This is a genomic window from Sphingomonas aestuarii, from assembly GCF_054457155.1.
Genome location: NZ_JBTKVV010000003.1, coordinates 360,867 through 386,553, shown reverse-complemented (window position 1 = coordinate 386,553; position 25,687 = coordinate 360,867). Strand labels below are relative to the sequence as shown.

At 63.9% G+C, this 25,687-nt stretch carries 28 protein-coding genes; 17 read left to right on the top strand and 11 right to left on the bottom strand.

Annotated elements, in window-relative coordinates; all coding sequences use genetic code 11:
• Positions 1-207 precede the first annotated feature (207 nt).
• Positions 208-1,728, bottom strand: coding sequence for a fumarate hydratase (locus tag ACX0GZ_RS07855; RefSeq protein WP_458815076.1), 1,521 nt, complete (start codon positions 1,726-1,728; stop codon positions 208-210).
• Positions 1,729-1,843: 115 nt separating this feature from the next.
• Here ACX0GZ_RS07855 and ACX0GZ_RS07850 point away from each other — a divergent pair, with 115 nt between their 5' ends.
• The 3 genes from ACX0GZ_RS07850 to ACX0GZ_RS07840 all read left to right on the top strand — a co-directional run bounded on the left by ACX0GZ_RS07850 (position 1,844) and on the right by ACX0GZ_RS07840 (position 8,783).
• On the top strand, positions 1,844-3,949 hold the full coding sequence (locus tag ACX0GZ_RS07850) for a putative bifunctional diguanylate cyclase/phosphodiesterase (RefSeq protein WP_458815074.1): 2,106 nt from the start codon (positions 1,844-1,846) through the stop codon (positions 3,947-3,949).
• A gap of 34 nt (positions 3,950-3,983) precedes the next feature.
• On the top strand, positions 3,984-6,101 hold the full coding sequence (ligA, locus tag ACX0GZ_RS07845) for an NAD-dependent DNA ligase LigA (protein ID WP_458815072.1): 2,118 nt from the start codon (positions 3,984-3,986) through the stop codon (positions 6,099-6,101).
• 144 nt (positions 6,102-6,245) lie between these two features.
• Positions 6,246-8,783 (top strand): TonB-dependent receptor, encoded by a 2,538-nt coding sequence (locus ACX0GZ_RS07840; protein ID WP_458815070.1) that lies wholly within the window; start codon positions 6,246-6,248, stop codon positions 8,781-8,783.
• An 83-nt stretch (positions 8,784-8,866) separates the two neighbouring features.
• On the opposite strand, the gene ACX0GZ_RS07835 is transcribed toward ACX0GZ_RS07840, so the two are convergent.
• Positions 8,867-9,463 carry an HD domain-containing protein gene (locus ACX0GZ_RS07835; protein WP_458815068.1) on the bottom strand — a complete coding sequence of 199 codons (597 nt, stop codon included), beginning with the start codon at positions 9,461-9,463 and terminating at the stop codon, positions 8,867-8,869.
• A 114-nt stretch (positions 9,464-9,577) separates the two neighbouring features.
• On the opposite strand from ACX0GZ_RS07835, the gene ACX0GZ_RS07830 reads away from it, so the two are divergent.
• The 4 genes from ACX0GZ_RS07830 (at position 9,578) to pth (ending at position 13,212) form a co-directional block, all read left to right on the top strand.
• A complete protein-coding gene (locus tag ACX0GZ_RS07830; protein ID WP_458815066.1) occupies positions 9,578-10,672 on the top strand; it encodes a sensor histidine kinase in 1,095 nt (364 codons plus the stop codon).
• Positions 10,669-11,475: a LytR/AlgR family response regulator transcription factor gene (locus ACX0GZ_RS07825; protein ID WP_458815064.1), complete on the top strand. Its 807-nt coding sequence runs from the start codon at positions 10,669-10,671 to the stop codon at positions 11,473-11,475. The genes ACX0GZ_RS07830 and ACX0GZ_RS07825 overlap by 4 nt, the downstream gene beginning before the upstream one ends.
• A 271-nt stretch (positions 11,476-11,746) precedes the next feature.
• The gene (locus ACX0GZ_RS07820) at positions 11,747-12,430 is read left to right on the top strand and encodes a 50S ribosomal protein L25/general stress protein Ctc (RefSeq protein WP_458815062.1); all 684 of its coding nucleotides are present in this window, start codon (positions 11,747-11,749) and stop codon (positions 12,428-12,430) included.
• Positions 12,431-12,642: 212 nt separating this feature from the next.
• On the top strand, positions 12,643-13,212 hold the full coding sequence (pth, locus tag ACX0GZ_RS07815) for an aminoacyl-tRNA hydrolase (protein WP_458815060.1): 570 nt from the start codon (positions 12,643-12,645) through the stop codon (positions 13,210-13,212).
• A gap of 21 nt (positions 13,213-13,233) precedes the next feature.
• On the opposite strand, the gene ACX0GZ_RS07810 is transcribed toward pth, so the two are convergent.
• Entirely contained in the window at positions 13,234-13,716 is a 483-nt protein-coding gene (locus ACX0GZ_RS07810) for a hypothetical protein (RefSeq protein WP_458815058.1), read from the bottom strand.
• Between ACX0GZ_RS07810 and ACX0GZ_RS07805 the strand changes: the two genes are divergently transcribed.
• The 3 genes from ACX0GZ_RS07805 (at position 13,709) to ychF (ending at position 15,956) form a co-directional block, all read left to right on the top strand.
• Positions 13,709-14,314: a TIGR02466 family protein gene (locus tag ACX0GZ_RS07805; protein ID WP_458815056.1), complete on the top strand. Its 606-nt coding sequence runs from the start codon at positions 13,709-13,711 to the stop codon at positions 14,312-14,314. The genes ACX0GZ_RS07810 and ACX0GZ_RS07805 overlap by 8 nt on opposite strands.
• A 258-nt stretch (positions 14,315-14,572) precedes the next feature.
• Positions 14,573-14,785, top strand: coding sequence for a hypothetical protein (locus ACX0GZ_RS07800; RefSeq protein ID WP_458815054.1), 213 nt, complete (start codon positions 14,573-14,575; stop codon positions 14,783-14,785).
• Between the two features lie 70 nt (positions 14,786-14,855).
• On the top strand, positions 14,856-15,956 hold the full coding sequence (ychF, locus tag ACX0GZ_RS07795) for a redox-regulated ATPase YchF (RefSeq protein ID WP_458815052.1): 1,101 nt from the start codon (positions 14,856-14,858) through the stop codon (positions 15,954-15,956).
• Positions 15,957-15,986: 30 nt separating this feature from the next.
• On the opposite strand, the gene ACX0GZ_RS07790 is transcribed toward ychF, so the two are convergent.
• Entirely contained in the window at positions 15,987-16,511 is a 525-nt protein-coding gene (locus tag ACX0GZ_RS07790) for a hypothetical protein (protein ID WP_458815050.1), read from the bottom strand.
• An 87-nt stretch (positions 16,512-16,598) separates the two neighbouring features.
• Between ACX0GZ_RS07790 and ACX0GZ_RS07785 the strand changes: the two genes are divergently transcribed.
• The 4 genes from ACX0GZ_RS07785 (at position 16,599) to ACX0GZ_RS07770 (ending at position 20,338) form a co-directional block, all read left to right on the top strand.
• Positions 16,599-16,946: a hypothetical protein gene (locus tag ACX0GZ_RS07785; protein ID WP_458815048.1), complete on the top strand. Its 348-nt coding sequence runs from the start codon at positions 16,599-16,601 to the stop codon at positions 16,944-16,946.
• Between the two features lie 50 nt (positions 16,947-16,996).
• The gene (locus ACX0GZ_RS07780) at positions 16,997-18,394 is read left to right on the top strand and encodes a hypothetical protein (RefSeq protein WP_458815046.1); all 1,398 of its coding nucleotides are present in this window, start codon (positions 16,997-16,999) and stop codon (positions 18,392-18,394) included.
• Between the two features lie 201 nt (positions 18,395-18,595).
• The gene (locus tag ACX0GZ_RS07775; protein WP_458815044.1) at positions 18,596-19,855 is read left to right on the top strand and encodes an alkaline phosphatase family protein; all 1,260 of its coding nucleotides are present in this window, start codon (positions 18,596-18,598) and stop codon (positions 19,853-19,855) included.
• Positions 19,856-19,888: 33 nt separating this feature from the next.
• The gene (locus ACX0GZ_RS07770) at positions 19,889-20,338 is read left to right on the top strand and encodes a MaoC family dehydratase (RefSeq protein WP_458815042.1); all 450 of its coding nucleotides are present in this window, start codon (positions 19,889-19,891) and stop codon (positions 20,336-20,338) included.
• A gap of 27 nt (positions 20,339-20,365) precedes the next feature.
• Here the strand turns inward: ACX0GZ_RS07770 and ACX0GZ_RS07765 are convergent, their stop codons facing one another.
• The 6 genes from ACX0GZ_RS07765 to petA form a co-directional block, all read right to left on the bottom strand.
• Entirely contained in the window at positions 20,366-20,692 is a 327-nt protein-coding gene (locus ACX0GZ_RS07765; RefSeq protein WP_458815040.1) for a hypothetical protein, read from the bottom strand.
• 46 nt (positions 20,693-20,738) lie between these two features.
• Entirely contained in the window at positions 20,739-20,900 is a 162-nt protein-coding gene (locus ACX0GZ_RS07760; RefSeq protein WP_458815038.1) for a hypothetical protein, read from the bottom strand.
• Positions 20,901-21,061: 161 nt separating this feature from the next.
• A complete protein-coding gene (locus ACX0GZ_RS07755) occupies positions 21,062-21,607 on the bottom strand; it encodes an adenine phosphoribosyltransferase (protein ID WP_458815036.1) in 546 nt (181 codons plus the stop codon).
• A gap of 6 nt (positions 21,608-21,613) precedes the next feature.
• Positions 21,614-22,480: a cytochrome c1 gene (locus tag ACX0GZ_RS07750; protein ID WP_458815034.1), complete on the bottom strand. Its 867-nt coding sequence runs from the start codon at positions 22,478-22,480 to the stop codon at positions 21,614-21,616.
• A 16-nt stretch (positions 22,481-22,496) separates the two neighbouring features.
• A complete protein-coding gene (locus ACX0GZ_RS07745) occupies positions 22,497-23,792 on the bottom strand; it encodes a cytochrome b (RefSeq protein ID WP_458815032.1) in 1,296 nt (431 codons plus the stop codon).
• A 13-nt stretch (positions 23,793-23,805) separates the two neighbouring features.
• Positions 23,806-24,390 (bottom strand): ubiquinol-cytochrome c reductase iron-sulfur subunit, encoded by a 585-nt coding sequence (gene petA / locus ACX0GZ_RS07740; protein ID WP_458815030.1) that lies wholly within the window; start codon positions 24,388-24,390, stop codon positions 23,806-23,808.
• 192 nt (positions 24,391-24,582) lie between these two features.
• On the opposite strand from petA, the gene ACX0GZ_RS07735 reads away from it, so the two are divergent.
• Positions 24,583-25,038, top strand: a complete 456-nt coding sequence (locus tag ACX0GZ_RS07735) for a tRNA (cytidine(34)-2'-O)-methyltransferase (protein ID WP_458815280.1) — start codon at positions 24,583-24,585, stop codon at positions 25,036-25,038.
• A 59-nt stretch (positions 25,039-25,097) separates the two neighbouring features.
• On the opposite strand, the gene ACX0GZ_RS07730 is transcribed toward ACX0GZ_RS07735, so the two are convergent.
• On the bottom strand, positions 25,098-25,310 hold the full coding sequence (locus ACX0GZ_RS07730) for a hypothetical protein (protein ID WP_458815028.1): 213 nt from the start codon (positions 25,308-25,310) through the stop codon (positions 25,098-25,100).
• Positions 25,311-25,362: 52 nt separating this feature from the next.
• Here ACX0GZ_RS07730 and ACX0GZ_RS07725 point away from each other — a divergent pair, with 52 nt between their 5' ends.
• Together ACX0GZ_RS07725 and ACX0GZ_RS07720 are read left to right on the top strand one after the other, a co-directional pair.
• The gene (locus tag ACX0GZ_RS07725) at positions 25,363-25,509 is read left to right on the top strand and encodes a hypothetical protein (RefSeq protein ID WP_458815026.1); all 147 of its coding nucleotides are present in this window, start codon (positions 25,363-25,365) and stop codon (positions 25,507-25,509) included.
• Positions 25,509-25,634, top strand: coding sequence for a hypothetical protein (locus ACX0GZ_RS07720; RefSeq protein ID WP_458815024.1), 126 nt, complete (start codon positions 25,509-25,511; stop codon positions 25,632-25,634). The genes ACX0GZ_RS07725 and ACX0GZ_RS07720 overlap by 1 nt, the downstream gene beginning before the upstream one ends.
• The last annotated feature ends 53 nt before the right edge of the window (positions 25,635-25,687 follow it).

Genomic DNA, 25,687 nt, shown 5'->3' with positions numbered 1-25,687 from the left:
TGTTCGCGCTGGCCGCGTTCATTGGCATCGCCGTGATGGTCGGGCTGGGGACCAACGAACCGCGGCGTATCCTCTATGCACTGCTGCTGGCACCCGGCGCGATCCTGACGATGCAGGCGACCTTACCGACGCTCTGCACGAGCTGGCGGACCAGGCCGGTCGAGGGGAGTGAGATCCCAGCGCTTCTGCTTTCACAGGGCACGGTGGTCAGGCCTTTTCCAACAACCCTTCCTTCGCGATCTTCTCCCGCCACACCAGGGGCGCGAGGTGGTGAACGTTCTCGCCCGCCGCGTCGACCGCTACCGTTACGGGGAAATCTGCGACCTCGAATTCGTAAATCGCTTCCATGCCCAGATCCTCGAAGCCGACGACCTTCGATCCCTTGATCGCGCGCGCCACCAGATAGGCGGCACCGCCGACTGCCATCAGGTACGCGCTTTGGTGATCCCTGATCGCCTCGGTCGCGGCGGGGCCGCGTTCCGCCTTGCCGACCATCGCGAGCAGGCCCTGCTCCAGCATCATCCGCGTGAACTTGTCCATGCGCGTCGCGGTGGTGGGGCCAGCGGGGCCGACGACTTCCTCGCCCACCGGATCCACCGGACCGACATAATAGATGACGCGGCCCGCGAACTCGACCGGCAGCGTCTCGCCCCTGGCCAGCATGTCGGCGATCCGCTTGTGCGCGGCGTCGCGTCCGGTCAGCATCTTGCCGTTGAGCAACAGCCGGTCACCATGTTTCCATGACTGCACCACTTCGGGCGTCAGCGTATCGAGATCGACGCGGATCGACGCCTTGTCGGGCGTCCAGTTGACGTCGGGCCATTCGTCGAGCTTGGGCGCCTCCAGATAGACCGGACCCGATCCGTCCAGCGTGAAATGCGCGTGGCGCGTGGCGGCGCAATTGGGGATCATCGCCACGGGCTTGCCCGCTGCGTGGCACGGCGCATCCAGAATCTTGACGTCCAGGATCGTGGAAAGCCCGCCCAGCCCCTGCGCGCCGATCCCCAGCGCATTGACCTTATCGAAAATCTCGATCCGCAATGCTTCCAGATCATTTTGCGCGCCGCGCGCCTTGAGCGGCCCCATGTCGATCTGTTCCATCAGCGACTTTTTCGCGAGCAACACGCAATGCTCGGCAGTGCCCCCGATGCCGATGCCCAGCATCCCCGGCGGGCACCAGCCTGCGCCCATCTGCGGAATCATCTCCAGCACCCAGTCGACGATCGAGTCGCTCGGGTTCATCATCTTGAACTTGGACTTGTTTTCGCTGCCGCCGCCCTTGGCCGCAACGTCGATCGAGACGGTCGCGCCCGTCACCATTTCGACGTGCAGGACGCACGGCGTATTGTCGCGGGTGTTGCGGCGGGTGAAGGCCGGGTCCGCGAGGATCGAGGCACGCAACTTGTTTTCAGGGTGAAGATACGCGCGACGGACGCCCTCATCGACGACCTCCTGCAAACTCCTGTCCGATTCCAGTCGGCACTGCTGCCCCCATTTGACGAACACATTGACGATGCCGGTATCCTGACAGATCGGGCGATGCCCCTCCGCGCACATCCGCGAATTGGTCAGGATCTGCGCGATCGCGTCCTTGGCGGCGGGCGATTGCTCGGCCTTGTACGTCTCGCCCAACGCGCGGATATAATCCATCGGGTGGTAATAGCTGATGAATTGCAGCGCGTCGGCGACGCTTTCGATCAGGTCGGCTTCGCGGATGGTGACGGTCATGGGCTCGCTCGGATTTGGCTGGTGTCCCTGCCCCCTAGCGGTCGCGCCCGACCGACGACAAGTTTTTCGCAAGCCATATAGGATTTGGCAAACTCTTGGCTGCTAGTGCTTGGCGATGGCGGGCATGCTCGAGGCAATCAGGAACGGTCTGAACGATCGGCGCGGGACGGCGCGCGACCCCGACCAGCGTTCGCCTCGCGAAGAAGCGTTCGCAGGGGGCCAGCAAGCGCTCTCGCTGCTGCGTGCGTTCGAGGAAATGGGATCGGGCTGGTTCTGGCAAACCGACCGCGCCGGGCGCCTGACCTACCTGACCGCCAAAGTCGCGACGGAAATTCGCGAAAGCACGGGCATCGACCCACTGGGCCAGGTGCTGACCGACATTTTTCAGATCGACAGCGATTCGCCCGACACCGAACGCACGCTCGTCTTTCATATGTCGTCGCGGACCTCGTTCGCCGAATATTCAATCCGGCCGGCACCCACCGACGCCTCTGACGGTGCCGAGGACCGCTGGTGGTCGATTTCCGGCAGGCCGTTGATCGATCCGCTCGGTCATTTCCAGGGGTTCGTCGGTCATGGCAGCGACCTGACCGCCAAGCGCCGTTCGGAAGCTGAAATCACCAAGCTCGCGATGTTCGACGGGCTGACCGGACTCGCCAATCGTCAACGGATGCGACTGTCGCTCGACCAGACGCTGGCACAGGGACGCGCCTCCTATCGCTCGACCGCATTGTTCCTGCTCGATCTCGACCGGTTCAAACAGGTGAACGACACGCTCGGGCATCAGACCGGCGACCTGTTGCTGAAACAGGTCGCGCAGCGGCTGCAACGCGCGGTCGGCGAACTGGGGCTGGTCGGGCGGCTGGGCGGCGACGAGTTTCAGGTGGTGATTCCCAACGGCCGCCACCGCGACGATCTGTCCACCCTGTCGCGCACCATCATCGATTCGCTGTCGCAGCCCTATTTCCTGTCGGGTTCGTCGATTTCGATCGGCTGTTCGATCGGCGTCGCGGTGGCACCCGACGATGGCGAGGATTCCGAAGGGCTGACCCGCAACGCCGACCTCGCCCTCTATGCCGCCAAGGCCGACGGGCGCGGAGTCCACCGCTTCTACAAGCCCGAAATGCTGGCCGGGGCACAGGTCAGGAAACGGCTGGAGGACGATCTTCGCCTCGCGCTGACCCAGAACCAGCTTCACCTCGTCTATCAGCCGGTCGTGTCGATCCGCACCCAGCGCATCGTCGGGCACGAAGCGCTGATCCGCTGGGATCACCCCGTCCACGGCCCGATCAGCCCCGCCGATTTCGTGCCGATCGCCGAGGAATCGGGGTTGATCGAATCGATCGGCGAATGGGTGCTGCGCACCGCCTGTGCAGAGGCCGCGACCTGGCCCGCCGACGTTCGCGTCGCGGTCAATGTCTCGCCGGTCCAGTTCGCCAACCCCTCGCTCCCGACGATCGTCACCAACGCGCTTGCACGATCGGGACTGTCGCCCGACCGGCTGGAGCTTGAGATCACCGAAGGCGTGTTCCTGACCGACGATTCCTCGTCGGAAGCGATGTTTGCCGCCTTGAAGGGCGTTGGCGTGCGTCTGGCGCTCGACGATTTTGGCACCGGCTATTCCTCGCTCGGCTATCTCCGCCACGCGCCGTTCGACAAGATCAAGATCGACCAGAGCTTTGTGAAGGGAGCCGCCGTTCCCGGCAATCGCAACGCCGCGATCATCAAGGCAATCGTCACGCTGGCCGATACGCTGGGCATGGAAACGACCGCCGAAGGCGTCGAAATCCAGGACGAAATCGAACTGATCCGCGATCTGGGCTGCACGCATATCCAGGGCTATGTCTATGGCAAGCCGCGCAAGTCCGATCAGGTCGTCGACCACCTGACCGCGCATAACGGCGTCGCCCAGCCCGAAGGGTATCGGATCAGCCGTCCGCCGCGGGTCAAGATGCTGCGCCGCGCGCGGCTCGACGTCGGCGACCAGTCGGGCGAAATCCGCATACGCAACATGTCGAGTGCGGGCGCGCTGATCGACGGTATCGAATTTCCCGAAACCGCGATCGGCATGGCGGTCCGCATCGAATTGATCGAAGGCCATATGTTCGGCGCATCGGTGCGCTGGGCGCGCGGGCCGCTCGCCGGCATCGGTTTCGACCAGCCGTTCAACATGGACCGCCTGGCGCCGCAGCAGCAGAGCCGGATGTTGAAGCGGGCTTGATCCCCGGCCCTTCGCGGCTCTACCGCTGCCGGTCATGACGCAGGCGATCCCGAGCACCGACGAACAAGCCGCTGCCGAGCTTGAGGCGCTGGCCGGCACCATCGCGCACCACAATCGCCGCTATCACACCGACGACGCGCCGGAGATTTCGGATGCCGATTACGATGCGTTGGTCCGCCGCAATCAGGCGATCGAGGCCGCCTTCCCGCATCTGGTCCGCAGCGATTCGCCGTCGCTCGCGGTCGGTGCGCCGGTCGTCGCATCGCCTTTGTCCAAGGTCCAGCATGCCCGCCCCATGCTCAGCCTGGAAAACGCGTTCGGCGAGGAGGAAGTCGTCGAGTTCGTCATCCGCATCCGGCGTTTCCTGAAACTGGGGCCGGACGAGCGAGTCGCCTTTACCGCCGAACCCAAGATCGACGGGCTGTCCTGTTCGCTGCGTTACGAACAGGGGCGGCTCGTCATGGCCGCGACCCGCGGCGACGGCCAGACCGGCGAGGACGTGACCGCCAATGTCGCGCACATCGCCGACATCCCCCAGACGCTGACCGGCGACGCGCCCGACATTTTCGAGGTGCGCGGCGAAGTCTATATGTCGAAAGCCGATTTTGCCGACCTCAACGCGCGTCAGGCGGCGAACGGCGGCAAGATCTTCGCCAACCCGCGCAACGCCGCCGCCGGTTCGCTGCGGCAAAAGGACGCGCGCGTCACCGCCGGCCGCCCCTTGCGCTTCCTCGCGCATGGCTGGGGCGAGGTCTCGGCGCTCCCCGCCGAAACCCAATATGGCATGATGCAGGCGATCGCCGCGTTCGGCCTGCCGGTCAGCGACCTGCTGGTCCAGTGCAAGCAGATCGAACCGGCGCTGGCGCATTACCGCCGGATCGAGGCGAAGCGCGCCGACCTTCCCTACGACATCGACGGCGTCGTCTATAAGGTCGACCGGCTCGACTGGCAGGAACGGCTGGGCTTCGTCGCGCGCGCGCCTCGCTGGGGGCTGGCGCACAAATTCCCGGCGGAGAAGGCGCAGACCACGCTGACCGGCATCGACATTCAGGTCGGGCGCACCGGCAAGCTGACCCCGGTTGCGCGGCTGGAGCCGGTCGGCGTCGGCGGCGTCATCGTCAGCAATGCGACGCTCCACAACGCTGACGAGATCGAGCGGCTGGGCGTGCGCCCCGGCGACCGCGTGGTGCTGCAACGCGCCGGCGATGTGATCCCCCAGATCGTCGAGAATCTGACGCGCGACGAACAGCGCGCCCCCTATGCCTTCCCCACCGAATGCCCGGCCTGTGGATCGGCGGCAACGCGCGAGGAAGGCGAAGTCGATTATCGCTGCACCGGCGGGCTGATCTGCCCCGCCCAGCGCATCGAACGGCTGCGGCACTTCGCCTCGCGCCACGCGCTCGATATCGAAGGACTGGGCGCGACCCATATCGAAGCGTTCGTCGCCGATGGCCTGATCGCCGAGCCCGCCGACATCTTCCTTATTAGCCGCGACGACCTGCTCAAACGCGAACGCTGGGCAGAGGTCAGCGCCGATAACCTCGTCGCCGCCATCGCCGCCAAGCGCAATGCGCCGCTCGACCGCTTCCTGTTCGGCCTGGGCATCCGCCATGTCGGCGAAGTCACTGCGCGCGACCTGGCACGCCGCTATACGAGCTGGGCGAACCTGACCGCCCGCATCGACGAGGCGCGCGCAATCCGAACTTCGCTCCAGCCCACGCCCGCCGAACCCGACCGTAAATTCGCCCAGCGCCGCGACAAGGCGGTGGTCGAGGCGATCGATACCCCCGGAATCGGTCCCGAAATCGCCAATGCGCTGCTCGATTTCTTCGACGAAGCGCATAACCGCGACGCGCTGAACCATCTGGCGGAAGCGGGCGTCGCGCCGTCCGACGTGATCCACGAAACCCGCGAATCGCCGGTTTCCGGCAAGACGGTGGTGTTCACCGGCACGCTGGAGACGATGAGCCGCGACGAAGCCAAGGCGCAGGCGGAGGCGCTGGGCGCCAAGGTATCGGGATCGGTATCGGCCAGGACCGACCTGCTGGTGGCCGGTCCGGGTGCGGGCTCAAAACTCAAAAAGGCGGAATCGCTGGGGGTTGAGGTGATCGACGAAGCGAAATGGGGACGAATCGTGGCATCGGCGGGGTGATGCGTTTTTGCAACGGTTTGTGACAAAGCCCGACCCTCTCTTGCCGCATGTAACAGACTCGAAATAAATCGCGCCCAAGGGGCCTGCTAGACGGTGAAGCAAACACACCGCAGCCGATATTTCTCGCTCCACCAGGGGACACACATGCGCACGAAGTTTTTCGCGAGCGTGGCTTTTGCCGCGCTGACCATGCCTGCGGCCGCCTTCGCACAGTCGACCGGCTCGCTCGATTTCGAAGAAGGTGCCGACATCGTCGTCACCGGCACTGCTGACCGAAACGTCGGCGGGATCGTCATTCCCGATTCGCCCAAGTCGAAAGTGCAGGTCGACCGCGAACTGATGCTGCGCCAGACGCCGGGTCAGACCGTCAACGAAATGATCAACCTGGTGCCGGGCGTCAGCTTCACCAACAACGATCCGTTCGGCTCGCAGGGCGGCAGCTTCACTATCCGCGGCTTTGGCGCGGACCGCATCTCGCAGACGGTAGACGGCATTCCGCTCAACGATTCGGGCAACTATGCGCTGTACACCAACCAGCAGCAGGATCCCGAAACGCTGGATTCGGTCACCGTCGCGCTGGGCTCGACCGACGTCGACAGCCCGACCGCATCGGCTGTCGGCGGCACCATCAACATTCGCACGCGGGTTCCCAGCGACACCATCGGCGCGCTGTTCAGCGCCAGCTACGGCGACCTTATCGCGCGCGGAGACCCCGGCAGCCGCCCCTATCACCGCGTGTTCGGCATGATCGACACCGGCGACTTCACCGGTTTCGGCACCAAGGCGTGGTTCTCTGCTTCCTATGCGACCAACAAGGCAACGTTCGCCAATTACGGCCGCAATGAAAAGCAGCAGTATAACGGCCGGATCTATCAGGATATCGGCACCAACGGCGACTTCATCTCGGTGTCGGGCCATTACAACGAAAACCGCAACAACTTTAACGGTTCGCCCAACAACAACCTGAATTTCGCTGCCAGCCCCGGTGCGCGATTCTACAATGTCAATGGCGGCTTCCCCTGCCTGACCGACGAACCCCAAGCGGGCGTTGTGGATGTGACCAACGCCTGCGGCACCGCGTTTGAGCGTCGCTACAATCCGTCGAATACGGGCAACATCCGCGGCAATTCGCGCTTCAGCATCACCGATGGACTGACCCTGACCGTCGATCCCAGCTTTCAGTATGTGAAGGCCAATGGCGGCGGCACCATCGTGGGCCGCGAAGGCTTTCGCACGATTGCAGGTCGCAACTATCTCGGCTTTATCGGCGGCCAATATTACCTCGGTCGCGATCTGAATGGCGACGGCGACGTCCTCGACTCCTGTGCGGTTGGCGCGATTTGCTCTGGCTCTTCCAACACCGCCGGCGTCACGCTGATTTCGCCCAGCCAGACCCAGACGCGTCGTTATGGCGTCATCACCAACCTGTCCTATCAAATTGACGACAATAACCGCATTCGTCTGTCCTACACATTCGACCGTGCACGCCATCGCCAGACCGGCGAACTCGGCTTCGTGTTCCGCGACGGCGAGCCGTTCGACGTGTTCCCGATCAATGATCCGGTTCGCGACGGCAACGGCAATATCGTGCAAAAGCGGGACCGTTTGTCCTTTGCCACGCTGCACCGGATCGCGGCAGAATATCGCGGCGAATTCTTCGACGATCGCCTGATCGTCAATCTGGGCGTGGGCGCGCCGTTCTTCACCCGCGATCTGGATCAGCGCTGTTTCACCACCGCCAGCAACGGCAATGTGGACTGCGTCGCGGCAACTGATGTCGCGGCTTATGCGGCAGCGTTCCCGGACAGAGCTCGTCCGCAGGAACGCAAATATAATTACGACAAGCTGCTGCCGAACGTCGGTTTCACCTATCGGTTCACGCCGGAAGCCAGCTTCTACGCCAGCTATGCGAAGAACATCTCGGTGCCCGGGACCGATACGCTCTACGCCTCGCTGTTCCTGCCCGAGAGCAACCCGGCAGCGCAGCCCGACCCCGAACTGTCGGACTCGTTCGACGCCGGACTCCGTTATCAGACCGGCTTTGTTCAGGCGCAGGTCGGTGGCTTCTTCACAAAATACAACAACCGCCTTGCCAGCGCCTATGACCCCGATTGCGACTGCAGCATTCAGCGCAACCTGGGCGAAGTGCAGAAATATGGCGTCGATGGCAGCGTATCGGTGACGCCAACGCCGTGGCTGACGGCTTATGTCTTCGGTTCGTACCTGCGCTCGGAAATTCAGGAAGATGTGCTGGGCGGCGTTTGTACTGCCGCGAACGTCACTGCGGGCGCAAACGGTTGCACCACGGTCGGCGCGCAGTTCTTCTTCCCAACCGCCGGAAAGTTCGAAGCGGGTAGCCCGAAGCACACCTATGGCGCACGCCTTCAGGGTTCGTTCGGTCCGGTCGAAATCGGCGGCCAGGTCAAGCGCACTGGCAGCCGTTTCCTGAACGACATCAATAGCGAGAATGCCGTTCTGCCCGGCTATACGGTCGTCGATCTCGACGTCCGCTACTCGCTGGCGAGTGCAGGCCTGGAACGCAGCTACTTCCAGTTGAACGTCACCAACCTGTTCGACGAAGTGTATATCGGTTCGGCATCGGGCGGCATCACCACCCCATCGGCCTTCGTGAACATCGGCCCGCCCCGCGCGATCGTCGGTTCGTTCGTGGTCGGCTTCTAAGTCACCCGGAACAAAGCAAAAAAGAAACCGCCGTCCCAGCGATGGGGCGGCGGTTTTCTTTTGGGCGGCGGTCGGGTGACCGATCAGGCGGCTTCGGTCGCCCTGGCGTAGATGCTGTTGATCGGCCGCGCGAAGACCCGCTGGACCATCGGTTCGAAGAAGGACAGCGGCGCACTGTCATAGGCCGGGTCGAAGGCCGACTGGTCGTATTGATGGCAGAATTCCGCCGTCGCCTCGAAATGCGGATGGCCGCGAAAGCCTTCGCGCAGGTCGCGGTCCATCCCCAGATGGTGAAAGAAATAATAGCCCTGGAAAATGCCGTGCTTGTCGGCGATCCAGTGCAGCTCCTCCGACACGAACGGCCGCAGGATCGCGGCGGCGATTTCGGGATGGTTATAGCTGCCCAGCGTATCGCCGATGTCGTGGAGCAGCGCGGTGACGACATAATCCTCGCCCCGCCCGTCGCGATGCGCGCGCGTTGCGGTTTGCAAACTATGCTCCAGCCGATCGACCGGAAACCCGCCATAATCGCCGTCGAGCAGCTTCAGATGCGCCAGCACGCGGTCGGCCAGCCCTTTCGAGAATTGCCCGAAATGCCCGCCGATGATCGCCCAGTCCTGCTGCGTGCCATGCTCCATCGCGGTAAAGCCCGCGCGGTCGCCGCCATGCTGATGGTCCATGCCATCCTCTCCTCTATGCGCACATCGTCGCGCGCTTGGCGGCAGGATGACGCCTTTCTATGGCGCTGTCAGCCGATTTGTGGTTGGGAACCGCGCATGGATTGAAGGACGACGATGCGACCAGGCCTCATCACCCGCCCGTTTTTCGAGGACAAGGCACGCGCCTTCTGGATGCTCCAGGCGATCGGCTGGGCGGGCTATCTGATCCTGCGTACCGCTTCCAGCGTGTCGAACAATTTCAGCGTCGAAGGGCTGATCGCCGTCACGATCGAGGCGATCACCGGCTATTGCCTGACGATGCTCCTGTCGGCGCTCTACGGCTATTACCGCCGTCTGTCGCGCTGGTCGGGCATCTTCCTGACGATTGCGACGCTGGCCGCCGCCACCTTCCTGTTCGCGGTCATCAACGCCTTCGTCTTTTCGCTCATCCGAAACGCCGATCCGGGGATCACGCTCAATCTGCTGCTCGGCACCGTCTTCCTGTGCTTCATGGTGCTATCGGGCTGGTCGGCGCTCTATTTCGGGATCAATTTCTACCTGATCGTCGAAGAACAGATCGATCGGCTTGAGGCACTGCAAAGCCAGGCATCGTCGGCGCAGCTCGCGATGCTGCGCTACCAGCTCAATCCGCATTTCCTGTTCAACACGCTCAATTCCATCTCGACGCTGGTGCTGCTCAAACAGACCGAGCGCGCCAACGCAATGCTCAGCCGCCTGTCGTCCTTCCTGCGCTACACACTCGCCAACGAGCCCACCGCCAACGTCACCGTCGCGCAGGAGGTGGAGACGCTGAAACTCTATCTCGAAATCGAAAAGATGCGCTTCGACGACCGGTTGCGTCCGCGGTTCGAGGTCGATCCGCGCGTCGAACGCGCCCGCCTGCCCTCGCTGCTGCTCCAGCCTCTGGTCGAAAACGCGATCAAATACGCCGTTACCCCGCAGGAGGAAGGCGCCGAAATCGCCGTCGAGGCGCGGCTCGCCGGGGAACGGGTGCACATCACCGTATCGGACACCGGTCCGGGGTTGATCGGCCAGAAAAAGCGTCCAACCCTTTCAACCGGAGTGGGCCTTACCAATATCAGGGAACGGCTGGCGCAGGCTTTCGGGCCGGACCACCGTATCGATACGCGATCGAACCCTGGGGGTGGTTTCCGCGTAGAGATTGAGATTCCGCTCCAGATTGAAGAGTCGAAACGCGAGGCAGCATGACCATCCGCACTATTCTCGTCGATGACGAACCCCTTGCGATCCAGGGACTTGAGCTTCGGCTCGCCGCCCATGAGGACGTGGAGATCATCGACAAATGCTCGAACGGCCGAGAGGCGATCCGTTCGATCAAGACGCACAAGCCCGATCTGGTTTTCCTCGACATCCAGATGCCCGGCTTCGACGGCTTTTCCGTCGTTCAGGGGCTGATGGAGGTCGAACCGCCGCTGTTCGTGTTCGTCACCGCCTATAGCGACCACGCGATCCGCGCGTTCGAGGCGCAGGCCGCCGATTATCTGATGAAGCCGGTCGAGGAAGCGCGGCTCGCCGACACGCTCGACCGCATTCGCCAGCGCCTGACCGAAAAGCGCGGGCAAGCCGAAGTCGAGAAACTGAAGGAAGTGCTCGCCGAGGTCGCACCGGAGGCGGCAGGCGACATGGCCGCCGCATCGGGCGACGACCAGCACGCCGCCAGCCGCTTCGAAAAGCTCATCAACATCAAGGATCGCGGGCAGATCTTCCGCGTCGATGTCGATTCGATCGAACGCATCGACGCGGCGGGCGATTACATGTGCATCTACACCGGCGACAACACGCTGATCCTTCGCGAAACGATGAAGGATCTGGAAAAACGCCTCGATCCGCGGCGGTTCCAGCGCGTTCACCGGTCCACCATCGTCAATCTCGACCTGGTAAAGCAGGTGAAGCCGCACACCAATGGCGAGTGTTTCCTGGTGCTGGATTCGGGTGCGAGCGTGAAGGTGTCACGCAGCTATCGGGATGTGGTCGCGCGGTTCGTGCATTGATTTGATCCGCTCACGCGGATGGTAGCGGCACCGGCCCACTCCCCCACCCGGCCTCCCATCCAGAATATTCTGTGGGCGGCCGGGTGGGGGAGTGGGCCGGTGCCGCTACCGTTTGGATGACGCTGGTCATCCAAACCAAAGACGCCCACCCTTGCCCCCGCCCCGCCGATCCCCTATAGGCGCGCGCTTGTCGTGTCCGGGTCATCCCTGGAGGCTGGGCACGGCGATGAACGATTGAAATCTTTTCAAGCGCAATTTCGGAGCAGCGACAATGAGCGAACAGCTTACTCTGTCGGCCGAGACGCGCGAGCGGGTTGGCAAGGGAGCCTCCCGCGCGCTTCGTCGTGAAGGCCGCGTCCCCGCCGTAATCTACGGCAACAAGCAGGAACCCGTCAGCATCCATCTCGAAGAGAAGGCGCTGATGAAGGCATTGATGACCGGTCACTTCATGAACTCGGTCGTCATGATCGACGGCGCGGGCAAATCCGCGATCCGCACCCTGCCCAAGGACGTGACTTTCGACGTCGTCACCGACCGCCCGGTCCATGTCGACTTCCTGCGCATTTCGGCTCACGCAACCGTCACCGTCGCGGTACCGGTCAGCTTCCAGAACGAAGAAGCGTCGCCGGGCCTGAAAAAGGGCGGCGTGCTCAACGTCGTGCGCCATGAACTCGAACTGGTGTGCGACGCATCGTCGATCCCCGACCAGATCGAAATCGACCTGACCGGCCTGGAAGTCGGCGATTCGCTGCACATCTCGGCGGTCACCCTTCCCAAGGGTGTGACCTCGGCGATCACCGACCGCGATTTCACCATTGCGACCGTCGTCGCACCGTCGGCGCTGAAGAGCGAAGAAGGCGACACGACGACCGAAGCGGCTGCGGACGAAGTGCCCGCGACCGAACAGTCGGACGACGCTTCGGAAGAAGCGGGCGAGGAAGCCAAGGGCGAATAAGCGCTCGGCCATTCCGGCAATATCAAAAGGGGTCGGAGCCACACGCTTCGGCCCCTTTTCGTTTTTTGCTCTCCACCCCGTTCGTTTCGAGCGAAGTCGAGAAACGTGACCAGAGCGCCAAGCGCGCGTTTCTCGACTTCGCTCGAAACGAACGGCTAAAGGGGAGTGAGTAGCCGCTCGTGCTCCCCCGATCCCACGGAGAGAAAGAACCGATGCAACTCTGGGTAGGTCTGGGCAATCCCGGTCCCGAACACGCGATGCAGCGGCACAATGTCGGCTTCATGGCGCTGGACGCGATCGCCGCGGTCCACGGTTTCTCCCCCCCGCGCAAACAGTTTCAGGGCTGGACCCAGGAAGGGCGGCTGGGCGGCGAGAAGGTCATCCTGCTCAAACCCGCCACCTATATGAACAAATCGGGCCAGTCGGTGGGAGAGGCAATGCGCTTCTACAAACTCACCCCCGCCGACGTCACCGCGTTCCACGACGAACTCGACCTTGCGCCGATGAAGCTGAAGGTCAAACAGGGCGGCGGCACCGCGGGGCATAACGGTCTTCGCTCGATGGACCAGCATATCGGCCCCGACTTTCGCCGCATCCGCATCGGCATCGGCCATCCGGGGCACAAGGACCGGGTAACCGGCTATGTGCTCGGCAATTACCACAAGACCGAAATCGACGCGCTCTCCGACCTGCTCGGCGCGATCGCGGGCGAAGCCGACTGGCTGGCCAAGGGCGACGACGTGCGGTTCATGAACGATGTGGCGATGCGGTTGCAGGATTGAGAGCGATGTGAACTGGCTGGATCAGTTCACCTTCGCCGCGCCGCCAAATCGCGCTCGTCGGATGCTCATCAGCAATTCTCCATGATCGCGCTGGACGATGTTGCCGACCAATATGCCGCGAGCGCCTACGCCGGGAAATGCGTCACAACTCGAAATCGAGTTGGATCGAAACTGAATTCGTTTGCCGATTCCCTCGCCCTTGATGACCCTTTCGACCCGAGCTTCGTAAGTTCCTCGGGGTGCCGTCCGGGGAACAGCGATAATTTCGATCTCAACAGCGATGTCATTGCCGAGGTCATCAGGAACCTCCGCATGCAGTATGGGCGTCATGTCGGGAATGGTCGGGCACCCCGCTGTCAGCAAATACCCTGCCCATCCCATCAGCGCGCTCGCAACGATAGACATTCCGGTTTCCCTTTCGAAAGCGACCCGCAGGTTGTGGCTCAAATGGTAATTAAACGCTAACGGGAAGCTGCGCTGAATAGATGGATCAACGATGCCCACCCGCAGCCTGTTCGCCACCCGTTTCTACGAAGCGCCGCTCGCCGACGCCGACCTGATCGACGAACTGGACGACGCCATCCGCGAGCTGGCGGTGGACGATCGCGCCGGGCGCGCCTGGTCGAAGGAGCACGGCTATCGCGGGTACACCAGCTACGCCTCACTGAACGACCTGCCCACCCGCGACCCGCGGTTCGGCGATCTCAAACGCCATCTCGACCGCCACGTCGCGGCCTTTGCCAAGGAATGCGCGTTCGATCTCGGCGGCCGGAAGCTCAAGCTCGACAGCCTGTGGGTCAATCTCCTCAAACCCGGCGGCACCCATTCGGGGCATATCCATCCGCACAGCGTCGTCTCCGGCACGCTCTATATCGCGGTCCCGCCAGGATCAGGCGCGCTGAAACTCGAAGACCCGCGCCTGCCAATGCTGATGGCCGCCCCCACCCGCCTGCCCGACGCACCGCAAGACCTGGCGCCCTTCGTTTATGCCGAACCGCAGGTCTGCACGATCTTCCTGTGGGAAAGCTGGCTGCGCCACGAAGTCATGCCCAATGCGGCCAAATCCGAACGGCTGAGCATCAGCTTCAATTACCGACTTTAAATTCGTCCCCCAATCCGATCGTTTCGATCGAAGTCGAGAAACCTGGGCTGGGCGCCCGGAATGCGTTTCTCGACTTCGCTCGAAACGAACGGGTGGGGTCAAATGCGGGCCAGCCTGCCCATCCCCGATTAGACGTTCGCCGAACCAGAGCCTCGGTTCGTCCGCACAATCTTGAGCGGCGCAGCGCGGCGCGTTAACCTTTTGCGACGACCGGGCGGGGGCATCGGTTCGCATAGATCGATGGATAAGGGTTTTCGCATGTTCGAGGCCGTGGCCTTTCTGTACGCCATGCTCACCAGCGTCGTGTTCGCCGGTGCCAATCGCAATCATAAGCTGGGCCAGCCGCACCCGCCGCTGCTCACCGCGCTGGGCTATGCCCTGGTCGGATCGCTGATCGCGTTCGCTCTCGGGCTGATCGCCTGTGCGCTGCTGGGCATTGACCCGCTGGCGGAATTGGCGCCGACCGCCTGACGCTTGGCAAGTCCGCCCAAGCCGCCTAGGGGAGCGGGTCTTCCCAATCCCAATCATTCAGGACACCCAGATGGGCTTTCGCTGCGGCATAGTCGGCCTTCCCAATGTCGGCAAATCGACGCTCTTCAACGCGCTGACCGAAACCGCGGCGGCGCAGGCGGCGAATTATCCCTTCTGCACGATCGAGCCCAATGTCGGCAACGTCGCGGTCCCCGACCCGCGCCTCTACAAGCTCGCCGAGATCGCCGGGTCGGCCAAGATCATCGAGACGCAACTGGGCTTCGTCGATATCGCCGGGCTGGTGCGCGGCGCGTCCAAGGGCGAAGGGCTGGGCAACCAGTTTCTGGGCAACATCCGCGAAGTCGACGCGGTCGTCCACGTCCTGCGCTGTTTCGAGAATGACGACATCCAGCATGTCGACAACAAGGTCGATCCGATCGCCGACGCGGAAACGGTCGAGACCGAACTGATGCTGTCCGACCTCGAAAGCCTCGAAAAGCGCGTGCCGAACCTCGTGAAGAAAGGCCAGCAGGGCGACAAGGAAGCGAAGATCGCCGCCGCGGTGCTGGGCCGCGCGCTCGACCTGTTGCGCGACGGCAAGCCAGCGCGGCTGGTGGAAACGAGCGATCCCGAGGAGGCACGTCTGTTCGCCCAGGCGCAGTTGTTGACCGCCAAGCCCGTCCTCTATGTCTGCAACGTCAACGAAGAGGATGCAGCGAACGGCAACGACCTGTCGGCGCGCGTCTTCGCCAAGGCCAAGGCGGAGGGCGCCGAGGCGGTCGTCGTCTCCGCCGCGATCGAGGCGGAAATCGCGACCATGCCGGCGGAAGACCGCGCCGAATTCCTCGCCGAACTGGGACTGGAGGAAACCGGCCTCGCCCGCGTGATCCGCGCCGGTTACAGCCTGCTCCACCTGCTCACCTTCTTTACCGTCGGGCCGAAGGAAGCCCGCGCCTGGACCGTCGAGGTCGGATCGAAGGCCCCGCAGGCCGCAGGCGCGATCCATTCGGATTTCGAACGCGGTTTCATCCGCGCCGAGACGATCGCCTATGACGATTATGTCGCACTGGGCGGCGAAAGCGCCGCGCGCGACGCGGGCAAGCTGCGCCAGGAAGGCAAGGAATATGTCGTCGCCGACGGCGACGTCCTCCATTTCAAATTCAACGTCTAAGGTACGGGCACGGGGTCGGCGCGACGCGGCTCAGCTTTGGCAGCTCAAGATTCCGTTCTCGAACCGCTGCGATGGCCCGCCATCGACCGACAGCGTCATCGCTGCAGGCCATTCGGCGCCGTCGGCGGCCTGATGGATCGGCGCTCCCTCGCCGCCATCGATCGCGACGCGCCACTGGCCGGCTTCATAGGCGCGGAACGCCCCCGTAGGCAGGCCGCCGGAAGCGCGATCGGGGAGCATCCGCACATAGCTGCCGCCGACTTTCGCCACCCCGGTTTCGGCGTCGAAGGCGAACAGGGCGTCGGCATCGTCACTCGCACGCCACTTGCATCCCGCGCCGCGCATCCGGGCAGCGGCGAAATCGGGCGCCGCCATCGTTTGCAAGACGGGCACGGCGGGATTGACCAGCGCCTGGCGATCCGCGGTCGGGCTGGCGGGCAGCGCCGCGACGGGCACACCGTTATCGGCCAGCGCGATCGCGGACGCATCGCTTTCCCCGTCCGAGCAGGCGACAAGCAGGGCGGACAGCGCAACCAGCGCGGAAAAGCGGAGCATGTCGGCCAAACCCCTGGCCGGACAACGAGTTCCGCAGGGATGGACCGGTCTGGCCTGCGTGCGTCATAGCCGCTATGGGCATCGACGATGCTCGTTCGCCTGCTCGTCGCGCTGCTGACGCTTGCGCTCGCCTTGCCCGCGATGGCGATGCCGCTGTGCCATGCGCCCGAGGCAAGCGCCATGCCGGTCGTCGAGCACGCCGGTCACGGAATGGCGATGACGATGTCCGACGATCCGGCCCCCGAAGCGCCGACCAAAGCCAATCCCCATGCCGATGCGATGTGCATCGGATGTATCGCGCCCTCGACCGTCCGCCCGCCGATCGTCGCCGCGCGCCTGTTCGACGCGAGCGCGCGCGTCTTCGTTCCGGTTGCGACCGGTGCGGCCCTGGGCGACCGACCGCCCGCCACGCCCCCTCCACGACTGCGCGGATGATCGACCGCCGGGTTCGCCCGGCCTGACGACATTCGCGGAGTTTGATTGAAATGACGACATTCGTATCGCTCGCGGCGCTTGCCGCAGGCGCGCTGACGCCGTTTGCGGCGACGGCGCAGGACCACAAGGGCCATCACGGCCATCACCCGGCCCAGCCCGCTGCGACGCCCGCTCCTGCCCCTCAGGCGCACCAGCACCACGAGACGCAACAGGACGTCCCAGCAAAACCCGTCGATCGTTCGACGATGGACCATTCGAATATGGACCACAGCGCGATGGATCATGGCGAAGCCCAGCATGGCGGCGGGCATGTCACGGCGGACGTGCTTGGCGCGGGCTCCGGCACCGCTCGCCTGCCCGCAGCCGAGGACGGCATGCACGGCGTTCACCTGTCCACCGGCGACTGGATGGTGATGGCGCATGGCTATGCCACCACCGCCTATACCAAGGCGACCGGCCCGCGCGGCGACGACCATCTGTTCGTCCAGACGATGGGCATGCTGACCGGCGAGACCGATCTGGGCGGCGCGCGGCTGCAACTCAAATCGATGTTCAGCCTGGAGCCGCTGATGGGCGCGCGCGGATACCCCAATCTGTTCGCCACCGGCGAGACGGCGCGCGGCGAGAAACTGGTCGATCGCCAGCATCCGCACGACCTGTTCATGGAACTGGCCGCGCGGATCGATGTGCCCGTAGGGGCCGACGCCACCGCCTTCGTCTATGGCGGTCTGGTCGGCGAGCCCGCGCTCGGCCCCTCGGCATTCATGCACCGCGGCTCGGCGCGCAACCTGCCGCTGTCGCCGATCACCCACCACTGGTTCGATTCGACGCACATCACCTATGGCGTGGTCACCGCAGGCGTCGCCAATCGGCAATTCCAGATCGAGGCGTCGGCATTCCGTGGCCGCGAGCCCGACGAGGAACGCTGGGACATCGAAACGCCGAAGCTCGATTCGTGGAGCGTTCGCGCCACCTGGAACCCGACACCCAACTGGTCGGCACAGGTCAGTCACGGTCGCCTGAAATCGCCCGAGGTGCTCCATCCCGACGAGGACGAGGCGCGAACCACCGCCAGCATCCATTATTCGGACGAGCGGCTCCGCACGACCTTCGCCTTCGCCAACAAGAACCGGCTGCCGGGCGACAGCCTGACCGCGTGGCTGGGGGAGGCGAATTACGACATCACCCCGCGCCATGCGGTATTCGGACGGGTCGAGAATGTCGCCAATGACGAGCTGTTCGACCATCACGATCCGCTCGGCGACCGGACGTTCCGCGTGACCAAGTTCGAGGGCGGCTATGCGTGGAACACGCCGCTCGCCGGGCCCCTCACCCTGGCGCTGGGCGGCAGTCTGGCGACCTATGCGAAGCCCTCGGCGCTCGACGCGGCTTATGGCGACGATCCGGTCCAGTGGACGCTGTTCGCCAAGCTGTCGGTTGGGCACTGATCTCCATCCCCGTCACCCCGGCCAACGTGCCGGGGTCCACCGCGCCGCGTGCACACACCATCGTTGATGACGCGGCGCGGTGGATGCCGGAACAAGTCTGTCCTGAGCAAGGTCGAAGGATCCGGCATGACGGGGGGAAGGTTGGCGCCCGAGTTTCGAACTGCCTTCCAACTGTCACTTTTGGATGCCACAGGGTCACCCATGCGTAACCTTGTCACACGAACGCTGGCCGTCGGCGCCGCGATGTTTCTTTCCGCCTGCACGACGCCCCTTGCCGGGCCGGTCGCCGACGCCGTCGCCGACCGCGCCTTTCCGCGCGCGACACCGCAAACCGAGGCGCGCGAGCCGGTCACTATTCTGGTGTCGATCGACGGCATGCATCCCGATTATCTGACGCGCGGGGTGACGCCCAACCTGTCGCGGCTGGCGCGCGAGGGCGTATCCGCATCGCTCCGCCCCGCCTGGCCGACCAAGACCTTTCCCAACCATTATTCGATCGTCACCGGCCTCGTCCCCGACCGTCACGGCATCGTCGGCAACCGCTTCGTCGATCCCGAATTCCCCGACGATATCTTCACCCTGCCCCGACTGGAGCCGCGTTGGTGGGATCAGGCGGAACCGATCTGGGTAACGGCGGAAAAAGCGGGCATCCGCACCGCGACCATGTTCTGGCCGGGGTCGAACTCGAAAATCCGCGGCACCTATCCCTCCGATTGGCAGCAGTTCAATCAGGAGGTGTCGGAACGCCAGCGCGTCGATGCGGTGATCGACTGGCTGCGGCGACCGGCGGCGACGCGGCCCCAATTCGTGACGCTCTATTTCGACACGGTGGACACCGCCGGGCACCGCCACGGGCCGGACGCGGTGGAGACCAACACGGCGATCGCCAATGCCGATGCGCTGATCGGACGGCTGCTGAGCGAACTCGAGGGGCTGGGCCAGCCCGCCAATCTGGTCATCACGTCGGACCACGGCATGGCCCAGACCAGCGCATCGCGGGTGATCCGGCTTCAGGATGTCGCCGATCCCGCGCTTTACCGCGTGATCGAAGGCGGACCCTATGCGGCGCTGGAACCGACCCCCGGCAACGAAGCCAGGCTCGCCGCCGCGCTGCTCCGTCCGCACGCCAACATGGAATGCTGGGCGCGGGGACAGATGCCCGCGCGGTTCCAATATGGCCGCAACCCGCGCACGCCCGCCTTCATCTGCCTGGCGAAAAGCGGCTGGACGGTGACCGATCGCCCGATCGACCCGAATTACGGGGGCGGCGCGCATGGCTATGACAATCTCGATCCGGCGATGCGCGCCGCGTTCATCGCACATGGCCCGGCCTTTGCCGCCGTGCGCACGCTGTCGGGCGGCGACAATGTCGATGTCTATCCGCTGCTGCGCCGCCTGATCGGCCTGCCGCCTGCGACCGACATCGATGGCGACGACGATCTGATCGCGGCGCTGGATTGACGCCAGATGGGTTTCGATGCGAAACTCATCACCATGCGTTATTATGAAGATCTGGTCGTCGGGGAAAAAGCGAGCTTCGGCCGCTACGAGGTCACGCGTGAGGAGGTCACCGACTTCGCGCGAAAATACGATCCCCAGCCCTTCCACCTGTCTGACGAAGCGGCGGCCAAGACCCATTTCGGGCGACTTTCGGCAAGTGGCTGGCACACGACTGCCATGACCATGTCGATGCTGGTCGCGCAGTTTCAGGCCCATCCGCAGGCTGGACTGGGCGCCGCAGGGATCGACGAATTACGCTGGCTGAAACCGGTCTATCCCGGCGACACGTTACGCTGCGAAACCGAATTGCTCGAAAAACGCGAATCGCGCAGTCGCCCCGAAATGGCGAGCACGAAAAGCCGGATGACGGTGTTCAATCAGGACGATGTCGCGGTCATGACCTTTGTTGCCAATGGCCTGATCGGACGACGGCCGCAGGGCTGATGCCCCGCGGCCGTCGCAGATCCGATTTCAGGTGCGATCATCGGGGTCGGCGACGATCCTGACGGTTTTCGCGGCGAAGTTCGCGACGATCCTGACGGAAATCGCGGCGATATTCGCGCCGGTCCTGACGGCGCTCGGCACGATATTCGGGGCGAGTGATCTCGCCGCGCCGGAACTCGCGGCGGTTTTCCCGAACGTCGCGGCGATAATCGCGATTGTCGGCCCGGCGTTCGCGGGCGAAGTCGCGCCAGTTTGCTCGGATTTCGCGGCTATTACCGCGATATGCTGCGCGACGCGCTTCCCAATAACGGCGTTGCGCGTTGTTCCAGCGCACCGGGCGGCGGTCGCGCCCATAGACATAATATCCGGTGCCCGGATAATAATAATCGCCATACCAGCCTTAGTAAGACGACCCGCCATAGCCTCCGGCATAATAGGGATCGTAATACCCCGCCGAGCCATAGCCCACGGAGACGCCCGAATAGCCATAGCCATCGGTGCAGGCGGAAAGTCCAAGGGCGGCGGCGACGGCCAGCCCGACGGTGCGGATACGCGGTAACATTTGGATACTCTCCCAGCGACGAGGATTATCCTGTTCACACAAACAAATGCCCGGTGAACCGGCACTGAACCCTCACAACCGGGATATAACGTCACGGTGCGTCGAACGGTTCCGTAGCGGCGGCGGATTGGATTAGCGCGACTATACCGACCCGTTGGGGTTCAATGCCCGTCGAACGCCACCAGCGCGCTTACGGTGATTCCCTCGGCCCGCAAGGCGTCGGCGCCCCCCAATTCGGGCAGGTCGATGACGAAATTCGCCTGCGTCACCCGCGCACCCGCCTTGCGCAGCAGGCGGACGGCCGCACGCGCGGTGCCGCCGGTCGCGATCAGGTCGTCGACCAGCAGCACGCGTGCGCCGGGCGCGCAGGCATCGACATGGATGGCGATCCGGTCGACGCCATATTCGAGTTCGTAATCCTCGGCGATGGTCGCGCCGGGCAGCTTGCCGTCCTTGCGGATCAGGAGCACGCCCGCGCCCAGCGCGAGCGCCAGCGCGGGCGCGAAGACGAAGCCGCGCGCTTCGATGCCGGCGACAAGGTCGACGGGGCCCTCGACACTCGCCAGCATCCGCTCGGTCGCGGTGGCGAGGCCCACCGGGTCGAGCAGCAAGGTGGTGATGTCGCGGAACTGGATGCCCGGCTTGGGATGATCCGGGATGGTACGGATCAGCCGCCGGAGGTCCGCATTATGATCTCCGTCGGCCATGTCAGCTTACTGCTGATACTTGATGTCGCGCCAGATGCTCTTGTACGCACCCCAGGTCAGGCCGATGAAGATCAGCAGGAACAGGATGGTTGCCAGTCCCGCCTGCTTTCGGACCTGCATCTTGGGCTCCGCGGTCCAGGCCAGGAACGCGGTCACGTCCTTCGACATCTGGTCCACCGTCGCAGCGGTGCCGTCGGCATAGGTCACCTGACCATCGGCGGTCAGCGGCGGCGCCATCGCCAGATTCACGGTCGGGAAATAGGGGTTGTAATACAGCCCCTCCGGCGTCGAGAATTCCGGATAGTTGGCGACGATCGCCGGATCGGGCTGCTGGCCGTAACCGGTCAGCAGCGAATAGAGATAGGCTTCGCCGTTCACGCGCGCCTTGGTGATGAGCGAGAGATCGGGCGGCACCGCATTGTTGTTGGCGGCGCGAGCGGCGACTTCGTTCGCGAACGGCTTGGGGAAGCGGTCGGCAGCAACGCTCGGACGCGTTGCGGCCTCACCCGTTTCCGGGTTGATCGTCGGCGTCTCGATCGCCCATTGTCCGGCAATCGCCTTGATCTCGGCCTCGTTATAGCCAAGCGCGGCGAGGTCGCGGAACGCGACATATTTCAGCGAGTGGCAGGCGGCGCACACTTCTTTGTACACCTGAAACCCGCGCTGGAGCTGGGCATTGTCGAACCGGCCGAGCGGGCCGTCCGACGGCAGGTTGGCGGCGCGCGCTTCCTTATGGAGCGCATATTCCGCCGACTTCGCTTCACCTTCCGACCCCAGAGTGTCGATGAAGCTGATGAGCAGCACGAAGCTGAAGCCAAGGCCGATCAGGATCGCGATGCCCTTGACGCCGAGGAAGTTCAAAATCCCACGCATGGTTCTCTCTTGTCCCTTACTCGGCAGGCTGTGCGACGGCGCTGTGCGCCGGGCTGGTTCCGCCCTTACCCTTCAACACCGCTTCGGTGATCGAATTGGGCAGCGGCAGTGGCTTTTCCATCGACGAGACAATGGGCAGCACGACCAGGAAATGCATGAAATAATAAGCGGTCGCAATCTGGGTCAGCCCGATGATGAACGGCGTCGGCGATGCGCCGCCGAGATAGCCGAGCAGCACCACGACCACCGCCAGAACGATCAGGAACCAACGATAGGTCGGGCGGTAATTCGCCGACCGCACCGGCGACTTGTCGAGCCAGGGCAGGAAGAACAGGATCAGGATCGACCCGAACATCGCAATCACGCCCCACAGCTTTGCCGGCATGATGAAGTCGATCGTGAACGCCTTCAGGATCGCGTAGAAGGGCAGGAAATACCATTCCGGCACGATGTGCGCGGGCGTCGAAAGCGGGTTGGCTTCGATATAGTTATCCGCATGGCCCAGCAGGTTGGGCATGAAGAAGACCAGAATCGCGAAGATCAGGAAGAACACGCCCACGCCAACGCCGTCCTTGGCGGTGTAATAGGGGTGGAACGGCACCGTATCCTGCTTGCCCTTCACCTCGACGCCGGTCGGGTTGTTCGATCCCGGAATGTGCAGCGCCCAGATGTGGAGGATGATGACGCCCGCGATCACGAACGGCAGCAGATAGTGGAGCGAGAAGAAGCGATTGAGCGCGGCGTTGTCGGGAACATAGCCGCCCAGCAGCCAGACGCGCAGCGTTTCGCCCACGCCCGGAATGGCCGAGAAGAAGCCGGTGATGACCTGCGCGCCCCAGAAGCTCATCTGACCCCAGGGAAGGACATAGCCCATGAACGCGGTCGCCATCATCAACAGGAAGATGACGACGCCAAGCAGCCACACCATCTCTCGCGGCGCCTTGTACGATCCGTAATAAAGGCCGCGGGCGATGTGGATATAGACGACGATGAAGAACATCGATGCGCCGTTGGCGTGCGCATAGCGCAGGAACCAGCCAGCGGGGACGTCGCGCATGATGCGCTCTACCGAATAAAAGGCGATGCCCGCTTCGGCGGCATAATGCATTGCGAGCACGATGCCGGTGACGATCTGGATCGCCAGCGCCGCGCCGGCGAGCACGCCGAAATTCCAGAAATAGTTGAGGTTGCGCGGCACCGGATAGCCCGCGCCCACCGCGTTATAGACGAAGCGCGGCAACGGCAGCCGACTGTCCATCCACTGCATGAATGGATTTTTCGGCTGATATTGTTCTGCCCAGGGAAAGCTCATCGCGTCTTAGTCCTCAACCGACCAGGATCGTCGTGTCCGACGTGAATTCATAAGGCGGCACTTCCAGATTGGTGGGCGCCGGCCCCGAACGGATGCGGCCCGCCGTGTCGTATGCCGACGCATGGCACGGGCAGAAATAGCCGCCGAACGGCCCCTTGTTCTCACCCTCGCCCGCGCCCAGCGGCACGCAGCCGAGATGGGTGCAGACGCCAAGGGTGATCAGCCATTGCGACTTGCCCGCCTTGGTCCGGTCCGCCAGGCTTTGCGGATCGCGCAGATCGGCCATCGACACCGCGTCGGCGGCGGCGATTTCCTGCGGCGTCAGATGACGCACGAACAAGGGCTGCTTGCGGAAGGTCGATTTGACCGACTGGCCGGGCTCGATACCCGACACGTCGAGTTCGGTGGTGGAAAGCGCCAGCGTATCGGCGGCAGGGCTCATCGAGTTGATCAACGGCAGGGCGATGACGCCCGCACCCACGCCCGCAAATGCCACCGCGCCGATCGACATATAGTCGCGGCGGCGAGGATTCTGGAGCGTGTCGTCCTGGGTCGCAGGCGATTCGCCCGCAGGGACAGGTTGGTCAACCGTTGCCATCAATCAGCCCTTGCACATCGATTCACATCCAGCGCGGGGGCGAAATCCAAGGGTTCCCGCCCGGCGAACGCCACGCGAAGCCCCCCGGTGCCCCCGGTGGCTTGGGGCGCTGATAGACGGGGATGCGCCGTTTTGCCAACACCCTTTTGCCCGGCTTGTGACGGAGACGTGACGCGGGATATGTGCGCGATCATGCGGATCGCGCTTTACCAACCTGACATCGCCGGAAATGTCGGCACCATCCTGCGGCTGTGCGCGTGCATGGGCGTGCCGCTCGACCTGATCGAACCGATGGGATTTGCGTGGGGCGCCAGCGCCATGAAGCGCGCCGGAATGGATTATGCCGATGCCGCCCACGTCACCCGCCACGTTGACTGGGATGCGTTTCGGACAAGCGTCGATGGCCGGGTCGTGCTGGCAACAACAAACGGTTCCGAGCGGCTGGACCGTGTGCGGCTCGAGGCAAGCGACATCCTGCTGTTCGGATCCGAGGGAGCCGGCGTACCCGACAACGTCCACACCTGCGCCGACCTGCGCGTGCGGGTTCCGATGCGCGAGGGGTTTCGGTCGCTGAACGTCGCGGTTAGCGCCGCGATGATGCTGGGCCATGCGCTCGGACAGACGGGCGGCTGGCCGGAGAGCGAATAGATCGTCCTTGGAGCGCAGCGAAGCAAGCCAGAAACGGAGCGCGCGGCGTCGCATATCGTTTACTCGTCACCACCCTCGCGCTTCAACTCGATCCACCCGATCCTGTCGTCGCCACCGTTCGCTGCCACGTCGAGCCGGCCGCCGACGGGCGAGGCTATCTCATCGCGGGAATCGCCGAGGTCTAGTTGCGGCATCCGCAATAGGCGATCGCGCTGCTCACCAAAGCCATCGCGCTCAACCCCGCGCTCAACGAAGCGCTGATCATCGATCATCGGCGAGCATTACACCTTCTATGTCGAGGGCGAGATTGCGATCGCGCGGGCAATGCGCGGCGAATTCGACCTGGCCGTCGTCGCCGCCGAACGATCGATCATGCGACGCAAGCTTGCTGGTTCGCGCATGTCGCGAAAATTCACGCTCTGGTCGGGCGTGGCGATTTGCATTCGGCAGGCGATGCGCTCGACAGGCTGATGGTCGCAAAGCCCCGCTTTAACCCCGATTTCGTCGATTGGGTGCCGTTCGTCGATGGCGAATGGCCGGGTCGCCTGAAAGTCGGTTTGCGCGTGGCATCGATGTGCGAGCGGGGGAATTCATGAAAATGCACCGGTGGGGGGACACGCAACTCCACCATTCCCACGCCCGGACGAGT

Bases quoted from the DNA above. Each gene is read 5' to 3' on its own strand.
- ACX0GZ_RS07750 (WP_458815034.1), bottom strand. From the start codon at position 22,480: ATGCGTGGGATTTTGAACTTCCTCGGCGTCAAGGGCATCGCGATCCTG.
- ACX0GZ_RS07735 (WP_458815280.1), top strand. From the start codon at position 24,583: ATGCGGATCGCGCTTTACCAACCTGACATCGCCGGAAATGTCGGCACC.
- pth (WP_458815060.1), top strand. From the start codon at position 12,643: ATGCAACTCTGGGTAGGTCTGGGCAATCCCGGTCCCGAACACGCGATG.
- ACX0GZ_RS07770 (WP_458815042.1), top strand. From the start codon at position 19,889: ATGCGTTATTATGAAGATCTGGTCGTCGGGGAAAAAGCGAGCTTCGGC.
- ACX0GZ_RS07780 (WP_458815046.1), top strand. From the start codon at position 16,997: ATGACGACATTCGTATCGCTCGCGGCGCTTGCCGCAGGCGCGCTGACG.
- ACX0GZ_RS07790 (WP_458815050.1), bottom strand. From the start codon at position 16,511: ATGCTCCGCTTTTCCGCGCTGGTTGCGCTGTCCGCCCTGCTTGTCGCC.
- ACX0GZ_RS07745 (WP_458815032.1), bottom strand. From the start codon at position 23,792: ATGAGCTTTCCCTGGGCAGAACAATATCAGCCGAAAAATCCATTCATG.
- ACX0GZ_RS07850 (WP_458815074.1), top strand. From the start codon at position 1,844: ATGGCGGGCATGCTCGAGGCAATCAGGAACGGTCTGAACGATCGGCGC.
- ACX0GZ_RS07765 (WP_458815040.1), bottom strand. From the start codon at position 20,692: ATGGGCGCGACCGCCGCCCGGTGCGCTGGAACAACGCGCAACGCCGTT.
- ACX0GZ_RS07720 (WP_458815024.1), top strand. From the start codon at position 25,509: ATGGTCGCAAAGCCCCGCTTTAACCCCGATTTCGTCGATTGGGTGCCG.
- petA (WP_458815030.1), bottom strand. From the start codon at position 24,390: ATGGCAACGGTTGACCAACCTGTCCCTGCGGGCGAATCGCCTGCGACC.
- ACX0GZ_RS07820 (WP_458815062.1), top strand. From the start codon at position 11,747: ATGAGCGAACAGCTTACTCTGTCGGCCGAGACGCGCGAGCGGGTTGGC.
- ACX0GZ_RS07760 (WP_458815038.1), bottom strand. From the start codon at position 20,900: ATGTTACCGCGTATCCGCACCGTCGGGCTGGCCGTCGCCGCCGCCCTT.
- ACX0GZ_RS07725 (WP_458815026.1), top strand. From the start codon at position 25,363: ATGCGCGGCGAATTCGACCTGGCCGTCGTCGCCGCCGAACGATCGATC.
- ACX0GZ_RS07805 (WP_458815056.1), top strand. From the start codon at position 13,709: ATGCCCACCCGCAGCCTGTTCGCCACCCGTTTCTACGAAGCGCCGCTC.
- ACX0GZ_RS07755 (WP_458815036.1), bottom strand. From the start codon at position 21,607: ATGGCCGACGGAGATCATAATGCGGACCTCCGGCGGCTGATCCGTACC.
- ACX0GZ_RS07785 (WP_458815048.1), top strand. From the start codon at position 16,599: ATGCTCGTTCGCCTGCTCGTCGCGCTGCTGACGCTTGCGCTCGCCTTG.
- ACX0GZ_RS07800 (WP_458815054.1), top strand. From the start codon at position 14,573: ATGTTCGAGGCCGTGGCCTTTCTGTACGCCATGCTCACCAGCGTCGTG.
- ACX0GZ_RS07835 (WP_458815068.1), bottom strand. From the start codon at position 9,463: ATGGACCATCAGCATGGCGGCGACCGCGCGGGCTTTACCGCGATGGAG.
- ligA (WP_458815072.1), top strand. From the start codon at position 3,984: ATGACGCAGGCGATCCCGAGCACCGACGAACAAGCCGCTGCCGAGCTT.
- ACX0GZ_RS07825 (WP_458815064.1), top strand. From the start codon at position 10,669: ATGACCATCCGCACTATTCTCGTCGATGACGAACCCCTTGCGATCCAG.
- ychF (WP_458815052.1), top strand. From the start codon at position 14,856: ATGGGCTTTCGCTGCGGCATAGTCGGCCTTCCCAATGTCGGCAAATCG.
- ACX0GZ_RS07775 (WP_458815044.1), top strand. From the start codon at position 18,596: ATGCGTAACCTTGTCACACGAACGCTGGCCGTCGGCGCCGCGATGTTT.
- ACX0GZ_RS07730 (WP_458815028.1), bottom strand. From the start codon at position 25,310: ATGATCGATGATCAGCGCTTCGTTGAGCGCGGGGTTGAGCGCGATGGC.
- ACX0GZ_RS07855 (WP_458815076.1), bottom strand. From the start codon at position 1,728: ATGACCGTCACCATCCGCGAAGCCGACCTGATCGAAAGCGTCGCCGAC.
- ACX0GZ_RS07830 (WP_458815066.1), top strand. From the start codon at position 9,578: ATGCGACCAGGCCTCATCACCCGCCCGTTTTTCGAGGACAAGGCACGC.
- ACX0GZ_RS07840 (WP_458815070.1), top strand. From the start codon at position 6,246: ATGCGCACGAAGTTTTTCGCGAGCGTGGCTTTTGCCGCGCTGACCATG.